At 48.4% G+C, this 19,366-nt stretch carries 18 protein-coding genes, 1 other RNA gene and 1 other annotated feature; of the genes, 15 read left to right on the plus strand and 4 right to left on the minus strand.

What is annotated here, in order from left to right:
• Positions 1-194: 194 nt before the first annotated feature.
• The 8 genes from C1710_RS05530 (at position 195) to C1710_RS05565 (ending at position 9,581) form a co-directional block, all read left to right on the plus strand.
• The gene (locus C1710_RS05530; RefSeq protein ID WP_102280910.1) at positions 195-1,151 is read left to right on the plus strand and encodes an aspartate carbamoyltransferase catalytic subunit; all 957 of its coding nucleotides are present in this window, start codon (positions 195-197) and stop codon (positions 1,149-1,151) included.
• A complete protein-coding gene (locus C1710_RS05535; protein ID WP_102280913.1) occupies positions 1,152-2,456 on the plus strand; it encodes a dihydroorotase in 1,305 nt (434 codons plus the stop codon). It begins immediately after the preceding gene.
• Positions 2,453-3,553, plus strand: a complete 1,101-nt coding sequence (locus C1710_RS05540) for a carbamoyl phosphate synthase small subunit (RefSeq protein ID WP_102280916.1) — start codon at positions 2,453-2,455, stop codon at positions 3,551-3,553. Before C1710_RS05535 ends, C1710_RS05540 begins: the two co-directional genes overlap by 4 nt.
• The gene (gene carB, locus C1710_RS05545; protein WP_102280918.1) at positions 3,537-6,743 is read left to right on the plus strand and encodes a carbamoyl-phosphate synthase large subunit; all 3,207 of its coding nucleotides are present in this window, start codon (positions 3,537-3,539) and stop codon (positions 6,741-6,743) included. The genes C1710_RS05540 and carB overlap by 17 nt, the downstream gene beginning before the upstream one ends.
• Before the next feature lie 109 nt (positions 6,744-6,852).
• Positions 6,853-6,969: a sequence feature (ribosomal protein L10 leader region), on the plus strand.
• A 29-nt stretch (positions 6,970-6,998) separates the two neighbouring features.
• Entirely contained in the window at positions 6,999-7,499 is a 501-nt protein-coding gene (rplJ, locus tag C1710_RS05550; protein ID WP_102280920.1) for a 50S ribosomal protein L10, read from the plus strand.
• 74 nt (positions 7,500-7,573) lie between these two features.
• Positions 7,574-7,939, plus strand: coding sequence for a 50S ribosomal protein L7/L12 (gene rplL, locus C1710_RS05555; protein WP_102280922.1), 366 nt, complete (start codon positions 7,574-7,576; stop codon positions 7,937-7,939).
• A 131-nt stretch (positions 7,940-8,070) separates the two neighbouring features.
• On the plus strand, positions 8,071-8,883 hold the full coding sequence (thiD, locus tag C1710_RS05560) for a bifunctional hydroxymethylpyrimidine kinase/phosphomethylpyrimidine kinase (protein ID WP_102280924.1): 813 nt from the start codon (positions 8,071-8,073) through the stop codon (positions 8,881-8,883).
• 59 nt (positions 8,884-8,942) lie between these two features.
• Complete coding sequence (locus tag C1710_RS05565) at positions 8,943-9,581, plus strand: pyridoxamine 5'-phosphate oxidase family protein (protein WP_180961312.1); 639 nt, start codon at positions 8,943-8,945, stop codon at positions 9,579-9,581.
• A 101-nt stretch (positions 9,582-9,682) separates the two neighbouring features.
• On the opposite strand, the gene C1710_RS05570 is transcribed toward C1710_RS05565, so the two are convergent.
• On the minus strand, positions 9,683-10,246 hold the full coding sequence (locus C1710_RS05570; protein WP_102280928.1) for a TIGR01440 family protein: 564 nt from the start codon (positions 10,244-10,246) through the stop codon (positions 9,683-9,685).
• Between the two features lie 238 nt (positions 10,247-10,484).
• Between C1710_RS05570 and C1710_RS05575 the strand changes: the two genes are divergently transcribed.
• The gene (locus tag C1710_RS05575) at positions 10,485-11,786 is read left to right on the plus strand and encodes an ISL3 family transposase (RefSeq protein WP_102280930.1); all 1,302 of its coding nucleotides are present in this window, start codon (positions 10,485-10,487) and stop codon (positions 11,784-11,786) included.
• 51 nt (positions 11,787-11,837) lie between these two features.
• Here C1710_RS05575 and nrdF read toward each other — a convergent pair whose 3' ends face one another.
• From nrdF to nrdH, 3 genes are all read right to left on the minus strand, one after another.
• Complete coding sequence (gene nrdF / locus C1710_RS05580; RefSeq protein WP_102280933.1) at positions 11,838-12,818, minus strand: class 1b ribonucleoside-diphosphate reductase subunit beta; 981 nt, start codon at positions 12,816-12,818, stop codon at positions 11,838-11,840.
• A 63-nt stretch (positions 12,819-12,881) separates the two neighbouring features.
• Positions 12,882-15,059, minus strand: a complete 2,178-nt coding sequence (gene nrdE / locus C1710_RS05585; RefSeq protein ID WP_102280936.1) for a class 1b ribonucleoside-diphosphate reductase subunit alpha — start codon at positions 15,057-15,059, stop codon at positions 12,882-12,884.
• Between the two features lie 93 nt (positions 15,060-15,152).
• Entirely contained in the window at positions 15,153-15,374 is a 222-nt protein-coding gene (nrdH, locus tag C1710_RS05590) for a glutaredoxin-like protein NrdH (protein WP_102280939.1), read from the minus strand.
• Between the two features lie 279 nt (positions 15,375-15,653).
• On the opposite strand from nrdH, the gene tadA reads away from it, so the two are divergent.
• The 6 genes from tadA to C1710_RS05620 all read left to right on the plus strand — a co-directional run bounded on the left by tadA (position 15,654) and on the right by C1710_RS05620 (position 19,365).
• Positions 15,654-16,169, plus strand: a complete 516-nt coding sequence (tadA, locus tag C1710_RS05595; protein ID WP_268874819.1) for a tRNA adenosine(34) deaminase TadA — start codon at positions 15,654-15,656, stop codon at positions 16,167-16,169.
• 47 nt (positions 16,170-16,216) lie between these two features.
• Positions 16,217-16,303, plus strand: an RNA gene (gene ffs / locus C1710_RS05600) — signal recognition particle sRNA small type.
• Positions 16,304-16,418: 115 nt separating this feature from the next.
• Positions 16,419-18,173: a DNA polymerase III subunit gamma/tau gene (dnaX, locus tag C1710_RS05605; protein WP_102280940.1), complete on the plus strand. Its 1,755-nt coding sequence runs from the start codon at positions 16,419-16,421 to the stop codon at positions 18,171-18,173.
• Positions 18,174-18,185: 12 nt separating this feature from the next.
• On the plus strand, positions 18,186-18,494 hold the full coding sequence (locus tag C1710_RS05610; RefSeq protein WP_102280942.1) for a YbaB/EbfC family nucleoid-associated protein: 309 nt from the start codon (positions 18,186-18,188) through the stop codon (positions 18,492-18,494).
• Between the two features lie 3 nt (positions 18,495-18,497).
• Positions 18,498-19,097 (plus strand): recombination mediator RecR, encoded by a 600-nt coding sequence (recR, locus tag C1710_RS05615; RefSeq protein WP_102280943.1) that lies wholly within the window; start codon positions 18,498-18,500, stop codon positions 19,095-19,097.
• Positions 19,098-19,110: 13 nt separating this feature from the next.
• On the plus strand, positions 19,111-19,365 hold the full coding sequence (locus C1710_RS05620) for a YaaL family protein (protein WP_102280945.1): 255 nt from the start codon (positions 19,111-19,113) through the stop codon (positions 19,363-19,365).
• Position 19,366: the final 1 nt, after the last annotated feature.

The following is a 19,366-nucleotide window of genomic DNA, read 5'->3' on the forward strand; positions in this document are numbered from 1 at the left end:
GAGCTTGGGGGAACTTGACAATTATCTGCGGAGAGGGTACATTATGTTCAACAAACCTTTAACGTTAGTCCCGTGAGGCTAGCAAGGTGATGACGGATAAAGTGGGTTCCAGAGGTGAACTCCAACCAAACGCCGACACTTCCTTCACGGGTGGTGGAGGCGTTTTTTTGTGGAGTAATCCAGAGGAGGATCTCATGAAAACACAGCAACTGGTAGAAAAGAAAAATTTTGTGACCGTCAAAGACCTGGATGCGCAGAACGCGATGAAGCTGATTAACCGGGCGGAGTACTTTAAGGCTGGCGGAGCAGTAGAAAAACTGACTCAGCCGGTTTACGTTGCCAACTTATTCTTTGAAAATTCAACCCGGACTCACAATAGTTTTGGGATGGCCGAGCGCAAACTAGGCTTGACCGAACTGCCGGTAGATACCGCTCACAGTTCAATGAGCAAGGGCGAAACGCTTTATGATACCCTGCTGATGCTCAATGCGTTAGGAGTTGACCTTGCAGTAATGCGGCACTCACAAAATGGCTTTTACGAGCCGCTGATCCATCCACAACCTTACCAACACCTGGACATGGGGATTGTCAATGCTGGTGATGGTAACGGTCAGCACCCGTCACAGTGCATGTTGGATATGATGACCATCCACGAACACTTTGGCCACTTTGCGGGACTAAAAGTCGCAATTGTTGGCGATATCCACTATTCTCGGGTGGCCCGCAGCAACATGGAAATGCTCAACAAACTGGGCGCCAAGGTTTACTTCTCTGGTCCATCATATTGGTATGACCATCAGTTTGACGCCTATGGAACCTTTTTGCCAATCGACGAACTGGTGGGCCAAGTTGACGTGCTCAACTTATTGCGGGTGCAGCATGAGCGCCATGCAGGTGATCCTAACGAAAAGTCATTTGACACGGAGCAATACTTCGCCAAGTACGGAATCAACCAGCAACGCTATGACGCCATGAAAGAGAACGCGATTATTATGCATCCGGGTCCGATTAACCACGGGGTCGAGTTAGCTGGTAACTTGGTAGAATCACCGAAGTCAGCTTACGTGACCCAGGTTCAAAACGGGGTGTTCATGCGGATGGCAATGCTGGAGAGTGTCATGCGCGGGCGCAATCTAGGAGGTTTGAAGTAAATGACAACCCAGCAGCAAACTTTGATTAAGGGCGGTCTAGTTGACGTCATGGGCGAACTGGTTCACGCTGATGTGCTGATTACCGACGGACAAATTTCAGCGGTGGGGCGCCGCCTGGTTGACGAACAGCTGTCTGGTAAAGTGATTGATGCGAGCGACTTACTAGTGACACCTGGACTGGTTGATGTTCATGTTCACTACCGCGAACCGGGTCAAACCTACAAGGAAACCATTCATACCGGGTCACTGGCAGCAGCTCACGGCGGTTTTACCACTGTTGGAGCCATGGCCAACGTAGATCCTACACCTGATACGCCGGAGAAGATGAATGAAATGTTGGAGCGTAATGCTCAAGAAGGTGTTATCCACGTTAAACAGTATTCACCGGTAACTGTTGGCCGGGCAGGCAAAGAAGTAGTTGACTTTGCAACACAACGACAAGCAGGGGCCTTTGCTTTCTCGGATGACGGGAGCGGAATCCAAACGGCTGGTGTGATGTATCGGGCCCTTCAGCAAGCCGCTGCTACGGATAGCATCGTCGCCGCTCACGTTGAAGATAACTCGTTGACCTTTGGCGGGGTAATTAACGCCGGTGATAAAGCCAAACAACTAGGAGTACCGGGAAAGATCAGCGCAAGCGAGACTTCTCAGCTGGCTCGTGACCTCATCCTTTGCCAGGCCACCGGCGGTCACTACCATATGTGTCATGTGTCAACTAAGGAAAGCCTGGAGCTCGTCCGCATTGCCAAGGAGATGGGGCTTAACGTTACCTGTGAAGTGGCGCCCCACCACTTACTACTGAATGACGACGAGATTGTCGGCTGCGATTCAAACTATAAGATGAACCCGCCGCTGCGTCACGAAGAGGACCGTCAGGCATTAATTGGTGGTCTTTTGGATGGCACCATTGATATGATCGCCACTGACCACGCACCACACGCTGCCAATGAAAAGCCCCATGACGACTTACTGCACGCAGCTAACGGGATTACTGGTAGCGAAACTTGTTTCAATAAGCTCTATACCGAGTTTGTGAAGTCAGGAATTTTTCGCCTCGAGCAGCTGTTGCACTGGCTGACTGATGCACCGGCGGACGTGTTTAAGATCGAGGAAGCTGGCCGGTTGGCACCTGGTGAACCAGCCGACATTGCGATTTTTGATCTGAAGACGCCGCACGTCTTAAGCAACAGTGAATACCTATCCAAGGCTAAGAATACCCCGTTTACTGGTGACACCGTTTACGGGACAACAGTGATGACGATGGTTGACGGTCACGTGGTTTACCAAAGGGAGGATCGTAAATGAGTAAAAGATACCTGATTTTAGAGGATGGAACAGTCTTTGAGGGGAAATCTTTCGGGGCTAACCGGTCGACAACGGGAGAAGTCGTCTTTACTACCGGGATGACTGGTTATCAGGAGGCAATTACTGATCAGTCCTATGCCAACCAGATCCTCGTGTTTACCAACCCGTTAATTGGTAACTACGGAGTGACGCTAGATGATTATGAATCCTTACAGCCACATATCAAGGGCGTGATCTGTCGCGAGGTGGCTAACCACCCGTGTAATTGGCGGATGCAAGATACCCTGCCGCATTTTTTGGAACAAAATGATATTCCCGGCCTCAAGGGGATTGATACCAGGGAACTTGTCCGCCAGTTGAGAGTTCACGGAACGCTCCGTGGCCAGCTGACCGATAAGGCAGAAGACGTTGAGGCAATTGTTGCAGAGCTGAAGAAAGTTAACCCAACGGCCAACATTATTCAGGAGGTTTCTACCAAGACACCATTCCCTAACCCTGGAACTAAACGCAACATTGTGGTCATCGACTTTGGGCTGAAGAACAGTATTTTACGTGAACTAGCAAAACGCGATTGCAACGTGATCGTTTTACCGTACGACACTCCCGCATCCCAGGTTTTGAACTTGAAACCAGACGGGGTCTTACTCAGCAACGGACCTGGCGATCCTAAGGAGATGTCAGTGGCCTTTCCGATGGTTCGCGAGGTGGAAAAGCACTTGCCGTTATTTGGAATTTGCATGGGGCACCAAGTCTTCGCCCTGGCTAACGGGGCCGATACTTACCAAATGAAGTTTGGGCACCGGGGCTTTAACCACCCGGTCCGGGAACTGGCAACCGGAATAATTGCCTTTACTTCACAGAACCATGGTTACGCGGTGGACCCGCAATCGGTTGAAAAGACACCATTGATGGTGACGCGGGTGGAGATTAACGACAATACCGTGGAGGGTCTCCAGCACCGTCAATATCCGGCATTCTCGGTTCAATTCCACCCGGATGCTGCACCAGGGCCACACGATGCAGTATCAATTTTTGATGATTTTATGAGTATGGTTGACCAACGGAGAAAGGAAGCTCACGATGCCGAAGAGAACTGATATTCACAAAATTATGGTGATTGGCTCCGGACCGATCATTATCGGCCAGGCAGCAGAATTCGACTATTCAGGGACGCAGGCATGCTTGGCCCTGCGCGAAGAAGGTTATGAAACAGTGCTGGTCAACTCCAATCCGGCAACAATTATGACTGATACTGAAATTGCCGACAAGGTTTATATCGAACCGCTGACGACGGAATCAGTATCCCGGATCCTCCGTCAGGAATATCCCGATGCGATTCTGCCGACGCTGGGGGGCCAGATTGGCCTGAACCTGGCCGTGTCACTTTCCAAGTCGGGGATTCTCGACGAATTAGGCATTGAGTTGCTGGGAACCAAGCTTGATTCGATCGACGAAGCCGAAGACCGCGAAAAGTTTAAGGAACTGATGCTAAAGCTGGATGAGCCAGTACCAGCTTCCAAAACAGTGAATACCGTGGATGAGGCCCTAGCATTTGCCGACCAGATCGGCTACCCCGTCATTGTTCGTCCAGCTTTCACGATGGGCGGAACTGGTGGTGGTATCTGCAAGAATAAGGCGGAACTGTCACGGATTGCTGAAAACGGACTCGACCTCTCGCCAGCGACCCAGTGTTTGATCGAAAAGTCGATTGCTGGTTACAAGGAAATTGAATTTGAAGTGATGCGCGACGCCAGCGACAACGCGATGGTGGTTTGCTGCATGGAAAACTTCGACCCGGTTGGCATTCATACTGGTGATTCTATTGTCTTCTCACCATCACAGACGTTGTCTGACCGTGAATACCAGATGCTCCGCGACTGCGCCCTGAAATTGATTCGTGCCTTAAAGATTGAGGGGGGCTGCAACGTTCAGCTGGCCCTTGATCCGCAAAGCTACCACTATGACGTGATTGAAGTAAACCCAAGGGTATCCCGTTCTTCAGCACTGGCCTCCAAGGCGACTGGCTACCCGATTGCCAAGATGGCGGCAAAGATCGCGGTGGGCCTCACTCTGGATGAAATTAAGAACCCGGTTACCGGGACGACCTATGCAGAATTTGAACCGGCCCTGGACTACGTTGTTTGCAAGATCCCTCGTTGGCCGTTTGACAAGTTTACCCGTGCTAACCGTCGGCTGGGCAGTCAAATGAAGGCGACCGGTGAAGTAATGGCGATTGGCCGCAGTGCTGAAGAAGCATTGCAAAAAGCGGTTCGCTCACTGGAAATCGACGTCAAAGACCTCTTTTCACCAATGGCGCACGCTGCTTCGGATACTGACCTGGAAGACAAGCTGGTTCACGCGCAAGACGACCGGCTCTTCTATCTTGCGGAAGCCTTCCGCCGTAATTATTCTCTGGAGACAGTTCATGAGCTGACCAAGATCACGCCATACTTCCTCGATATTATTGACCACCTGGTCCAACTCAAAAAAGAGATTGCTGCTAAGACCAACGACCTGGATGTGCTGAAGCAGGCTAAGCGTTACGGTTTTAGCGACCAGACGATCGCTAACTTATGGGGACAGACCGCCGATGATGTGCGGCGCTTCCGACTGCAGCACCAACTGGCGCCGGTTTACAAGATGGTTGATACTTGTGCGGCTGAGTTTGAATCGAAGACACCATATATGTACAGTACCTACGACCGGGAAAACGAAAGTCAGCAACTATCTGACAAGTCCGTCCTGGTAATTGGTTCCGGCCCTATCCGCATTGGTCAAGGGGTGGAATTTGACTACGCAACCGTCCACAGTGTTCGGGCAATTCAACGACTAGGTTACAAGGCGATCGTCATCAACTCCAACCCCGAAACTGTTTCAACGGACTTCTCTATTTCGGATAAGCTGTACTTTGAACCGCTGACGTTGGAAGAGGTCCTTAACGTTATTGACATTGAAAAACCGCTGGGGGTCATCGTCCAGTTTGGCGGTCAAACGGCAATCAACCTGGCGGCGGGTCTTCACGCTCACGGCGTTAAGATCCTGGGAACGACGGTAGAAGACCTTGATAAGGCCGAGGACCGGGAAGAATTTGATGAAACGATTAAACGGCTGCACCTTCATCAGCCAGTTGGGATGACCGCGACTACCCACCAGGGGGTGGTCGATGCGGCTCACCAGATTGGCTACCCGGTTCTGGTTCGACCATCCTACGTTCTTGGTGGGAAGGCAATGGAAATTGTTTACAGCGACAGTGAGTTAGAGGAATACTTGGCGGAAAATGCTAATATTGCCACTGACCACCCGATTTTAATTGACTCCTACCTTGACGGGACGGAATGTGAAGTTGACGCTATTTGCGATGGGGAACAGGTCCTCTTGCCAGGCATTATGGAACATATCGAACATGCCGGGGTCCACTCTGGGGACTCAATGGCCGTTTATCCTTCGCAGACACTGAGCGCCGACGTTAAACAACAGATCGTGGAAGCAACCAGCAAGTTAGCGATTGCCCTAAAGTGCATCGGGATTATGAACATCCAATTTATCGTCAGTCACGGCCAGGTTTACGTTCTTGAAGCTAACCCACGTGCTAGTCGAACGGTGCCGTTCTTAAGCAAGATTACTGGGATCGAGATGGCACAAGTTGCCACCCGGGTGATCCTGGGTCAATCGCTGGCTGAACAAGGCTACCCGAATGGGTTGGCGCCAGAGCCGGCTGATGTTTATGTCAAGGCACCGGTTTTCAGCTTTAATAAACTAGCTGACGTTGACTCATACCTGGGACCGGAAATGAAGTCGACTGGGGAAGTCATGGGAGCTGACCAGACTTTCCAGAAAGCACTGATGAAGGCCTTTGCTGGCGCAAAGATGCAAATTCCGGACAACGGTACGGTTCTTCTGACGATTGAAGATAACGACAAACAGAAGATTCTGCCATTAGCTAAGCGTTTTGCTACTATCGGCTACCGGATCATGGCCACAGCAGGGACTGCTAAGTTCTTGCAAGGACACGGCCTGCATGTCGAGATGGTCACAAAAGTTCATGAAGATCGGACCAGCCACCACAACATCTTGCAGGCTATTGAAGATGGCAAGGTTGACTTGGTCATCAACACGATGGGACATGACCTAGAAAAAACATCGGACGGCTTTATCATCCGGCAGGTCGCAATTTCTTACAATGTACCGTTGCTGACCGCGCTTGACACTGTTGATGCGCTGCTTAAGGCGCTGGAATCACGTAGCTTTTATGTTCACCCAGTCCAGACTAACCGTGGTGAAAAATAGTTACTAATTGAAACTAAAGACTGGGAATCTGACTCCGTTATGGGACAGAGTCAAATTCCTTTTCTTTTCCCTTGTCAGGGACCGGATAATATGGTAAAGTCTAGTAGTTGATTTAAATATGACTCTGCCTAAGACTCAGGTGGCGCAAGCCTTAATCTTCTGCCTGCCGAGGAAGAATAAAATTCCTTCTCTATGTCTGCGGTCATAGGGATTTTTTAATCCTAATCTTCAATTTGCGTTCAGGAGGTGAAATCAATGAGTGAAGCTGCTATTGCTAAAAAGGCGGAAATCGTTAAGCAAACGGTTGAACTGCTGAACAACGCTGAATCAGCTATTGTTGTTGACTATCGTGGTTTGTCAGTTGCCGAAATTACCGATTTGCGTAAGCAACTGCGTGATGCTGATGTGCACATGCACGTTATCAAGAACAAGGTTCTGGACCGGGCTGTTGAAGGCACTGACTACGAAGACCTGCGGGATACTTTCGTTGGTCCTACTGCCGTGGCCTTCTCTGACGAAGACCCAATCGCTCCAGCAAAGATTCTGAAGAAGTTTGCTGACGATCACGACCAGTTGTCCATCAAGGGTGGGTTCATCGAAAAGGAAGTTAAGACCCTCGATGAAATCAATACCTTTGCAACGATGCCAGGCCGCGACGAACTGCTTTCCATGCTTGCATCTGCACTGTCCGACCCAATGCGGAAGATTGCACGGGCCGTCAAGGCGGTTGCCGACAAGGAAAACGAAGCCGCATAAGCTGGTCATTAGTTTTTACCTTGGATTTAACCAAATCAAAAACAATAAACCAATAATATTGGAGGAAATTTAACATGGCTTTTGATAAAGATGCTATCATTGCTTCCCTGAAGGAAGCTTCAATCTCTGACCTTAACGACCTGGTTAAGGCTATCGAAGACGAATTTGACGTTTCTGCAGCTGCTCCAGTTGCAGTTGCTGGTGCTGCTGGCGGTGACGCTGCTGCTAAGGACAGCTTCACTGTTGAACTGACTGAACCTGGCCAAGCCAAGGTTAAGGTTATCAAGGCTGTTAAGGACATCACTGGTCTTGGCCTGAAGGATGCCAAGGCCCTCGTTGACGGTGCTCCTAAGGCTGTTAAGGAAGACGTCAAGGAAGACGAAGCAAACGACATCAAGGAAAAGCTGGAAGCTGCCGGTGCTACTGTTACCCTGAAGTAATCAGGCTGGCAATTAACCACTTTTCAAACCGTGTGAGTATCATGCTCACGCGGTTTTTGTTTGCATTAATTCTGCGGAAAAGGCGCGAATATGATATCGTAAAAACAGCATGAACGAAGAGGGTGCTTTTAATGAAACAGGTGGCAACCATTGCTGGTTTTGATTCAAATGGTAGCGCGGGTTTAGCAGCAGACCTACACGCTTTTTTTGCTGACGGTGTATATGGTCACGGGGTCCTGACGGCGGCGGTGGCAGAAAATAGCAAACGAATAACGGCTACGCAGACGATGCCCGTCGACTTCGTTAAGGACCAGTTAAATGCCTTGACAGATTTTCCGATTGGTGCCGCCAAGACGGGGATGCTGGCTAACCGGGGGATTATCGAGGCAGTAGCCGATGCCGCTCAACAAGTTCAGGGAGTGCCCCTAGTTGTCGACCCGGTGATTGTCACCAAACAGGGTGACCGCTTAGTTCCTGATGATGCTTTTGAGGTTTTTTGTCGGCGTCTGCTCCCGCAGGCAGACGTTTTAACACCCAATTTTATTGAGGCCGCAACCCTGGTGGGCGAAACCCTGGCGACTCCGGAAGCGCTGCTTGATGCGGCTCTTTATCTTCAGAAGATGGGAGCCAAGAACGTTGTTATCAAGGGTAAACACCCGCAAACTGGGGAGGAGCCGGTGATTTCCAGCTTAGTCTTGTTAGCTGACGGCGAAAGTTTCTGGGTTAATAATCCCTTCATTAAAGCCCAAAAAGCTAATGGCGCCGGTGATAGTTTCTCAGCAATTATCGCTGCCGAGTTGGCTAAGGGGCGGTCTGTCATGGAAGCCATTGAACGTGCTAACGACTTTGTGGTCGCCGCCATCAGGCATCCCACGGGAGTTGGCAAGCAGTTTGGACCACTCAACCACTGGGCGGGGCAGGACTGGTTGCGCGGGGATGATTAACCGACTAGTTTCTGATAAAATAAGAATTGTTAGTAAGCATGAGCAAGGAGTTGTTATTCATGAAAGCAGATACATATTTTGATCACGAACATATCAGCCAAGTACTAGATGAGATGGAAGTCCTAGTAATTGGGATGCATGATGGTGAGAGTATTTATCAGACACCAGTTCATTTCGGCTATGAAGAAGTCGATGGACAGTATACTTTCTGGTTCCATGGTGATGATTCGCACACGACTGGCCGTTTACTGGCAGCTGATCCGCATGTCGGTTTTGAACTTGATGGCGGTCAGGAATTCATGTTAGTGCCAAAACCGTTCCATTACAGTGCCAAGTTTAAGAGTGTCATTGGTCAGGGAATTGTCACCAAGGTCACTGATCACGCCGAAATGATCCACGGACTAGAAGTCATGACTGACCATTACATTAAAAATCACCCGCAATATACTGACAAAATGTTGGGCAAGGTCGCTGTTTGGCGGCTCGACGCTAATAAGATTTCTGCCCGGATCCATATCCCAGCAGCCATCAAGGATGGCAGCAATGACGGCCAACTGAGTGGGACGGAAATAGTTTACGGCGACCCGAATACGAAGGTCGACTTGGACGCCCTGGCTAGTGCCTCGGTTAATGCTGATTATTCGGATGTTTACCGGGACGGCGAAGATGATAAAAAATCTAATGAGAAGAAAGACTAGGCGTCGTTGTCCTATAAGTATGATTTGAATTAATAACAAAACCGGCAAGCAGGGATTTTTCCTTACTTGCCGGTTTTGCTGAATTTAGTAGGTAATGACGGTTAGTTAAACGGGTCCCACGTATACTTTGCCCGGGCACCACCGATTAATTTCGGTCGGCAACGCAGGTAACGGGTATGGGCTGCCCCCACCGTGCTGACGGAAGTCCTGACCGGAATTTGGACGAAACGAATATGCATGCCGATGTCGCAATCACCGATATCCATTCCGGCATCTGCGGTAATGTGTTCAACTTCTACCGGGTCGTTAAATCGCTGAAAAGCCGCAATTTGGGCGGCACCACTGGCGTTCATTGACGGGTAAACCGTCACGATTTCCAGGTGGTGTTTTTCAGCCACCCGTCGTTCGACGGTCAGCGCCCGGTTAATTTCCACACAGCCCTCGACAGCTAACTCAATCCCCTGGGGATGGAGGATGTCATAAAGCGTGTCAACGACTGCCTTGCCAATTTCGGCAGACGGTGCACTCGCCATTTTCGCACCAGCAATCGCACTAGTTGAAATGCCGAGGACAAAGATGTCGCCGGCTTGCAGTTGTGCCTGCTCAAGCAGTTCGTGAGCTCCTTGAGCGACCTGCTCCTTAACCGTTGTAAGATCAACTGTCATGATTTCACCCCTTTTTTCCTAGTATAAACGACGAATCAAAGCGTTGTCTAGCAAGAAAGAAAAAAGACCGGTGGACTAACACCGATCTCGCTTTTAAGGCTCTACACTAAATCCTGTTGATGGATTGCCAACGTGGTAATCTGTTAATGGGATTTTTTCGTACAAAAAGGGAGCCATCACTGACTCCCTTCAGGAAAAATCTACGACCAAATAGCTTCTATCGAAAGGATGATTCAGGATGACTCCTAATAATGATTCTATCTGTTTTGCACTAGGAATGAAAGACTCCAATCTGATTTGGATGGATTATTTCTATGCCTTTATCAATTTGGCTAAGGGCACTCGCAAAAAGCTTTATCCCGATATTCGTAAATGTCGGATTTACGAATTTAAACTGCGCAATCAGCTAATCTCTTGCCCCAACTGTCATCACCGCCGCCTGGTAAAGTTTGGGTATTCTACGGTACAAACTGTTTTTACCACCGATGACGCCAGTCATCCGGTGTTTCTACGAATCCATAAGCAGCGCCTGCGTTGTAAAGATTGTCGACGAACTTTTATGGCTCAATCGAATGTGGTCCGTAAATACTGCCATATCGCTAATAAGGTCAGAGCTAAGGTCACCATGAGTTTTCAAGACGATCGCTCGCTAGAAAGTATTGCCCGTGACAATACGATCTCTCCAAGCACGGTCCTGCGTTATTTAGACGCTAGTCGCTCCATCGCTCCCTTATACCAACGCCAGTTGCCTACTAACCTCGCGATGGACGAATTTCGCGGTGTTCATCGTCAACTGCACTTTATCTGTATTGACAACGATCACCATCGCATTCAAACGATCCTGCCGGATCGCTTTAAGCGGACGATTGAGAACTATTTTCTAACCTTCACCCCTGCGGAAAGATCCCGGCTATATACCATTTCAGTGGACTTAAGCAGTTACTACCAAGACATCGCTCGTCGCTTGTTTCCCCACGCCGAAATTATCATCGATCGTTTTCATATTATTGCCATGATGACTCGTGCTTTCAATCAGTATCGGGCCCAAGCCATGAAACAATTCCCGAAAACCAGTCGCCAGTACCGACTGTTAAAGTTTAGCTGGCAACTCTATCTCAAATCTGCGACGAATCTTTCTTACGAGCATGAATATTATGATCGTCACCTTCGTCAGAAGGTTACCAGTGGTGAACGCGTGGATTTAGGTTTGGCTATTAATGATCGCTTACGAGCCGACTATCAGTTTCTCCAAAATGTTATGCAAAACCTCAAACAACGTAATCTCGATCAACTGACCGAAAGTCTCTATCCGGGCACCGAGCTTAGTCCGCAAATGACCGCTGTTTTACACACCCTCAGACATAATCTCATGTACGTCCTTAACGCCTCACGATTTGACTACAGTAACGGGACTATTGAGGGGATCAACCGGATGATTAAACAAATTCAACGCACCGCCTTTGGTTTCAGAAATTACAATCACTTGGTATATCGCATTCATTTCCGCCAAATGGCACAAAAAAAGAATCAAGCCGCTTAAGCTTGATTCTTACCTGTCAACAGGATTTGACAAAGAGCAGCTTTTAATTCATTATTTTTCGTTAGGATCCTTAACGTGGTAGTCATTATCGTGCATGGCTTCGACAGCCCCGAGCCGGTAACCATTACCGACCTGGCTAAAGAAATCGTGGTTGGAAGTTGTCGTTGAAATCCCGTTCATCACAACCGGGTTAACGTCAGAACTCGTGTCCGGAAACAGTGGTTCCTGACCAAGGTTCATCAGCGCCTTGTTGGCGTTGTAGCGAATGAATGTTAAAACATCGTCCGTCCAGCCAACGGTATCGTACAGCGTGTGGGTGTACTTTTCTTCGTTGTCGTACAGTTCGTACAAGAAGTCGTACATCCAGTCCTTCATGTCTTGCTGCTGTTTTTCCGTCAGGTCGTGCATCCCCACCTGGAACTTGTAGCCAATGTAGGTACCATGAACGCTTTCGTCCCGCAGGATGAGCTTAATGATTTCGGCAACGTTGTTCAGCTGGTTGTGACCCAGGTAGTACAGTGGCGTGTAGAAACCAGAGTAGAAGAGGAAAGTTTCCAAAAAGACGTTGGCAATCTTCTTCTTCAGAGGGTTAACGCTATCGTCTAAGTAGAGGTTGGCAATCCGGACGGCCTTGTTCTGGAGGAATTCTTCAGAATCCGACCAGTGGAAAATCTCGTGGATTTCTTCAGCCGAGTTCAGAGTGGAAAAGATGGTTGAGTAGGACTTAGCGTGAACTGACTCCATAAACTGAATGTTATTCAGCACCGCCGTTTCGTGTGGTGTCTTGACATCTTCCTTGAGGGCAGTAAGGCCGGCTTCAGACTGAACCGTGTCCAGTAAAGTCAAACCACCAAAGACGTGGCTAACAACCCAACGGTGGTCGTCGTCGAGCTTGCGCCAGTCATCCATGTCATTGGAGACGGGAATCCGTGTATCGAGCCAAAATTGCTCGGTTAACTTTTCCCAGGTCGCCTTATCGATCATATCGGAAACTTCATTCCAGTTAATCGCTTTGTATTTTTTCAGTGCCATTATTTGTTGTTCTCCTCCAAGCTTGTGAAACGAAACATAGCTTACTTATTATCAATCAAATTGCTAGATTACGCAACTCTCACATTGGTTTGCACCAATTTCATCCTTATCATCGGTAAAGGTCCGGATGTAGTAGATAGACTTAATACCCTTTTGGTGGGCGTAGTGGCGCAGGATGTTGAGGTCACGGGTGGTCATCTTATCTGTTCGTCCGTCTTTCCACTCGTACATTCCCTTTGGAATGGTGGACCGCATGAAGAGGGTCATGCTGAGTGCCTGGTCGACGTGTTGCTGAGCGGCAGCATAGGTGTCGATTACCTTCCGCATATCGATGTCGTAAGCGGATTGGTAGTATTTCATCGTTTCATTGCTCAGGTAAGGCGCCGGGTAATAGATCTTACCAATCATTTTTTCCTGACGTTCTTCGATGCGGTTAATAATTGGCTGAAGGCTAGCAGTAGAATCGCCAATGTAGGAAGTGGAGCCGTTTGGTGCGACGGCGAGCCGGTAACGGTTGTAGAGGCCGTCAGCCATCACGTTAGCCTTTAGCTGTTTCCAATCATCGACCGTTGGAATGCTAATCTTAGCGTCGGCAAATAATTGTTTGACGCGCGGCAATTGTGGTCCCCAATCCTGGCTGACGTACTTGTTAAAGTATGAGCCATCGGCGTAGTCGCTCTTCCCGAAGTCTTTAAAGGTTTCGTGACGTTCCCGGGCGATCTCGTTGGAAGCTACCAGTGTCCAGTAGTTCAGCATCATAAAGTAGACGCTGGTAAATTCAACGGCTTCTGGTGACCCGTATTCAATTTGGTTTTTGGCTAGGAAGCTGTGAAGTCCCATGGCACCCAAACCAACGGCATGTGATTCCTGGTTGCCCTTTTCAATTGACGGCACGATGTCCAAGTGTTCAATGTCGCTAATGTGGGTGAGGGCTCGCATCATTGCCTTAATGGATCGACCAAAGTGGGGGCTTTCCATCATATTCGCAATGTTAGTTGATCCTAGGTTGCAGCTGACATCCGTCCCCAGGGTTTCGTAAGACTGGTCGTTAGCCACAACGGACGGGGTCTGAACCTGGGCAATTTCAGAACAGAGGTTGCTCATTACAATCTTCCCGTCGATTGGGTTGTCACGGTTCTCAGTATCAATGTTGACAACGTACGGGTAGCCAGATTCCTGCTGGAGTTTGCTGATTTCATCTTCCAGTTCACGGGCATCCATCTTCTTTTTGCGGATGTTCGGGTTGGCAACCATTTTATCGTATTCCTCAGTGATGTCGACGTAAGAGAACGGCACGCCGTATTCTTTCTCCACATCGTAAGGACTAAAGAGGTAGATTGGCAGCCCCTTTTCGGTTAATTCATAGAACTTGTCTGGAACCGTTACACCGAGGGAAAGGGTCTTCACCCGGACCTTTTCATCGGCGTTTTCCTTCTTCGAAGAGAGAAAGGCAACGATATCGGGGTGGAAGACGCTGAGATAGACGACTCCGGCACCCTGCCGTTGCCCCAGCTGGTTGGAGTAAGTAAAGCTATCTTCCAGCAACTTCATTACGGGAACGACACCACTCGCCATTCCCTCGATCCGCTTGATCGGGTCGCCAGCAGCCCGGAGGTTAGATAAGTTAATACCGACCCCGCCACCGATCTTTGATAATTGAAGGGCAGAATTAATTGTCCGACCGATGGTGTTCATGTTATCCGTGGTTTGAATTTCAAAGCAGGAAACGAATTCACCCCGCCGTTTACGGCCAACGTTGAGGAAACTTGGTGTGGCTGGTTGATAACGCTGATGGATAATTTCATCGGCCAAGTCCATTGCCAGGTCTTCGTTGCCGTCAGCATAAAATAGTGCATTCATAGCCACCCGGTCAATGTAGTTTTCCAGGTAGTATTCACCATCATTAGTCTTCATTGCGTACTGGGCATAAAACTTGTAGGCGGCCATGAAGGAATGGAAATGAAAGTGTTGGTCACGCAGGTAGGCATAAAGCTTTTCAATAAAGTCATCACTATACTTAGCTAAAAAACCCGCTTCAACGTAGTCATTTTCCACCAGCCAGGAGTAACGCTCCTTTAATGAAGAAAAACGTTTGGTATTAGGGCGAACGTTGGTTTCAATAAAGTTGTCCAGGGCTTCGCGGTCTTTATCCAGTTGAATCTGACCGTCTTTTGGGATGTTGACTTGGTTATTCAGGTCATAGTACTTTGTCTTCGTGATATCAATATCTGACAGGGCCATGATAAAATACTCTCTTTCTTACTTTGGTGGGTTAGTTAAGACAATAAAAAAAGACCGAAGAAGGATCGGTCCATTCTGACTCCAGTGTCTCGCTTAGGCGAGCGCCTGCAGCTTGTCTGGCCGAAAACCAGAGAAAGCGGAACCATCCGGAGTCTTAACAACCGGCGTGGATAAGAAGCCTTCCGACTTGAGGGTCTTAATGAACTCGGGTTGCTCGTCAATGTTGTGCTCCACGAAGGGCACGTTATGTTGTTTAAGGAACTTTTTGGTCATCCGGCATTGCATACAATTATTTTTGGAAAATACTTCAACCATTTATAAAACCTCCCCGTTAATGCAATCAATGCTTTAAGTGATGCTTATAGTATAGCGAGCTGGAGAGGAAAATCAAGCAGAAAGAGCCACAAGATATGGCTATAAAATTTGTCATAAACACTACATATAGTGGCACAGGCTTATTTATTGTTCTATCGGCCGATTAAAAGAAAACGACTGCTAGCTGATATGAAAGGAAGATCATTTTGCCGCAGAAGGGACGATCGGTTACACTAAAAAAGAAACAAATTGATATTTAAAGATAACGGAGAGAAACTTTTGGCAAACGAATTTCAGCAAAAATTTATGGATGCTGCCCTTGAAGAAGCACGGTTAGCGATGACCATTGATGAAGTGCCAATCGGGGCGGTTGTCGTTTGGCGTGGTCAAATTGTTGGGCGGGGGCACAACCTCACCGAGCATTTTCAGCACGTGTCTTACCACGCCGAAATGATGGCTTTAGATGAAGCTTGTTCCACATTGCACAGTTGGCGCCTGCCGGAATGCGACCTGTATGTTACGTTGGAGCCGTGCATCATGTGTAGTGGAGCCATTATCAACTCACGTATCAGGCATTTGTACTTTGGGGCTGCAGACCCGAAGGCGGGAGCGGTAGAGAGCCTGTATCATCTTCTAGCTGACCAACGATTAAATCACCAGGTAACGGTGACGAGTGGTGTCGATCGTGACCAGTGCAGTCGGCTTTTAAAAACATTTTTCAAACGAGTTCGCCAGCGCAAAAAAGCAGAAAAACGAGCGCGTCGCTACGGCCACTACATGGATCAGCAGAAGTAGTGCTGGTCAATGTCTTGAAGATAGTGTATGATAGTACTTGCCGTAAGGCCTTAGGACAAGGGAGTGCTAGTGAACCGTGTCAGGTCCGGAAGGAAGCAGCACTAAGCTAGTTATTCCTTGTGTCCTAAGTATGATGATAATTAACTCCACCTGTCTTTGCAGGTGGTTTTTCTTTTTTACCGGGTTAAACTCTTGGACGACTGAAAAAACCTAGTATAATGATAAAGACTATATAAAAGGAGCAGCGCGATGAGTTATCAGGCATTGTATCGTGTGTGGCGGCCGCAGCGGTTTGACGAGCTTGTTGGTCAACAGCTGATTACCACCACCTTAAAAAACGCAATTATTACCAAGCAAATTAGTCACGCCTACTTGTTTGCGGGCCCGCGGGGAACGGGGAAAACGTCGGCTGCTAAAATTTTTGCCAAGGCCGTCAACTGCCATCACCAAAAAGATGGGGAACCGTGTAATAAATGTGAGACTTGCCGGGCAATTACTGCCGGACGGTTAAATGACGTGATTGAAATTGATGCGGCATCAAACAACAGCGTTGACGAAATCCGTGATATTCGTGACAAGGTGAAATACGCACCAACCCAGGCCGACTATAAGGTATACATTATTGATGAAGTTCACATGCTATCCACTGGGGCGTTTAATGCCCTCTTAAAGACCCTGGAAGAACCACCGGCTAATGTGATCTTTATTTTAGCAACGACCGAGCCGCACAAGATTCCGTTAACGATTATTTCACGGGTGCAGCGGTTTGACTTTCGCCGAATTTCTGCTCAGGATGCTTTCGAGCGGATGAAATACATCCTCGACCAGAAGAAGGTAACCTATGAAGAAAAGGCGTTGTGGGTTATTGCAAACGCTGCTGAAGGTGGAATGCGTGATGCTTTGAGTATCCTGGACCAGGTGATGTCTTTTTCGGATAACCACGTCAAATTGGCAGATGCTCTGCTGGTTACCGGGAGCGTTGAAAAACAGCAATTAACCGCCTACTTTAGTCAAGCGGCGAAGGGCGATAGTGGTGCTGCCTTGCAATCGCTGGCTGATCTGCTGGCCGCCGGGAAGGATGGTCACCGGCTCATTGAAGACCTCATCACTTTAATCCGTGACTTGCTGTTATATCGCGAGTCGCCAGAATTGTTGAAGGTTGAGCAGACGGGACTGACTGATGAGCAGCTATCATCAATGGTAAAAGATACCACTCCAGAAATGCTTTATGCGATGATTGACGTCCTCAATGAGACTGAACAGGAAATGCGCTTTACGACGCACCCCAATGTCTACTTAGAGGTAATGACTGTTAAATTAAGTCAGGTGGACCAGCACCCTGTTGCCCAGCAATCTGCGCCGGCAGCAGATAGCCAGGAGGTCGACCAGCTCAAACAGCAAGTGGATCAGCTCCAGCAGGAACTCAACCGTCTAGAGAATTCAAACACTACCAAGCAAGCTCCGGTTAACCCCGCAACTAACCAGGTTCACCACCACAAGAGCAACAAAGGACGACAATTTAATGTTCACCAGATTTATCCGATTCTGGAAAAGGCTTCGCGAGATAACCTTAACAGGGTGGTTGACCTGTGGCCGGATATGCTTTCAATGCTGCAACCGATCGACCAGGGACTGGTGGAATTTACAAAACCGGTGGCGGCCTGCGCTGACGGGGTGGTTCTCTCCTTCGACCAAGCCTTTTTGCTGGAACGGGCTAATGACAGTTCATTAGCTGATTCCATTAGCAAGTGTTTCAGCAAGCTGGTGGGTGGGGACTTTGCCGTGACATTTGTCCCTACTGATAAGTGGCCACAGATCCGACAAGATTTCCTGGTAGCTCATGGTTATCTAAAGGGTAAACAGAAGCAATCGCCAAGTCAGCACCAGCCAAAAGCCAGTCAGCAAGTAGCGGTTCAAGAAGAAAAGAAGAGTGCTGATAACGGCGTGGTAGGTAAAGCTGAGCAACTGTTTGGCAGCGACATTGTTAAAGTGGAAGATGATTAAGGAGATTTTCAAATGATGAACGGAATGAATATGCAACAGATGATGAAACAGGCTAAAAAACTGCAAAAGCAAATGATGAAAGAACAACAGTCGTTAGCTGAGCAGCAGTTCGTAGGTGAGTCGCCGGATGAGATGGTTAAAGCCACCTTTAATGGCAGCCGTCAGCTGGTTGATTTGCAAATCAAACCGGAAGCCGTTGACCCAGACGATGTTGATATGCTGGCTGACCTGGTAGTTGCGGCAGTCAACGACGGTTTAAAAAAGGTGAATGATGCAACTGAAAAATCGATGGGCAAGTACACCAAAGGCCTGGGGATGTAGTGAATGCAGTATCCAGAACCAATCGCTAAATTGATCGATTCTTATATGAAGTTGCCAGGGATTGGTCAAAAAACGGCTACTCGTTTGGCTTTTTATACCCTGGGCATGGAGGAAGAAGATGTGAAGGGCTTTGCTGACTCGCTGTTGGCAGTTAAAGCGGATCTTCACTATTGTCATGTTTGCGGTAATATTACTGAAGAGGAACCTTGTGAAATTTGTCGTGACCCGTCGCGCGACCAGTCGCAGATCATTGTTGTTGAACATTCTCGTGATATCATGGCCATGGAAAGTATGAACAGCTACCATGGTCTCTATCACGTTCTGCACGGGACCATTTCTCCAGCTAACGGGACAGGACCGATGGATATTAATATTCCTTCGTTGCTGGAACGACTAAAGACAAAAAAAGAGGTTAAAGAAGTTATTGTGGCAACGAACGCCTCGGTTGATGGTGAGACGACCGCCCAGTACTTGGCTAAGTTAATCAAGCCGGCGGGGATTAAGGTTACCCGCCTTGCTCATGGTTTGTCTGCTGGTGCTGATATCGATTATACTGACGCGATGACTTTAACCAAGGCAGTGCAGGGCCGGACTGAACTCTAGAGAGGGATGTAAGATGTTCTTTCATACGAACAAAAATCGCCATCAAGTGCAAAAAATTGGCAATTACCAGTTGATGGAACTGATTTACGCAACGAAGGCTAGTTGGGACCACGCAAGGGAGACTGAACAAGCGGTTTATGAAGGGAAAGTCAATAGTGAGCTTTATTACCGCACCAAGCTGCAGGAAAAAAAGTACCTGTACTTGTACGCCAAAGCGCGTCGCCGGGGAGCCCATGGTCAGTTGAACCAGGGAGTCATTAGCCAGTAGG

It is taken from the genome of [Lactobacillus] timonensis (assembly GCF_900240275.1).
In the GTDB taxonomy this organism is placed as follows: Bacteria; Bacillota; Bacilli; order Lactobacillales; family Lactobacillaceae; genus Limosilactobacillus; species Limosilactobacillus timonensis.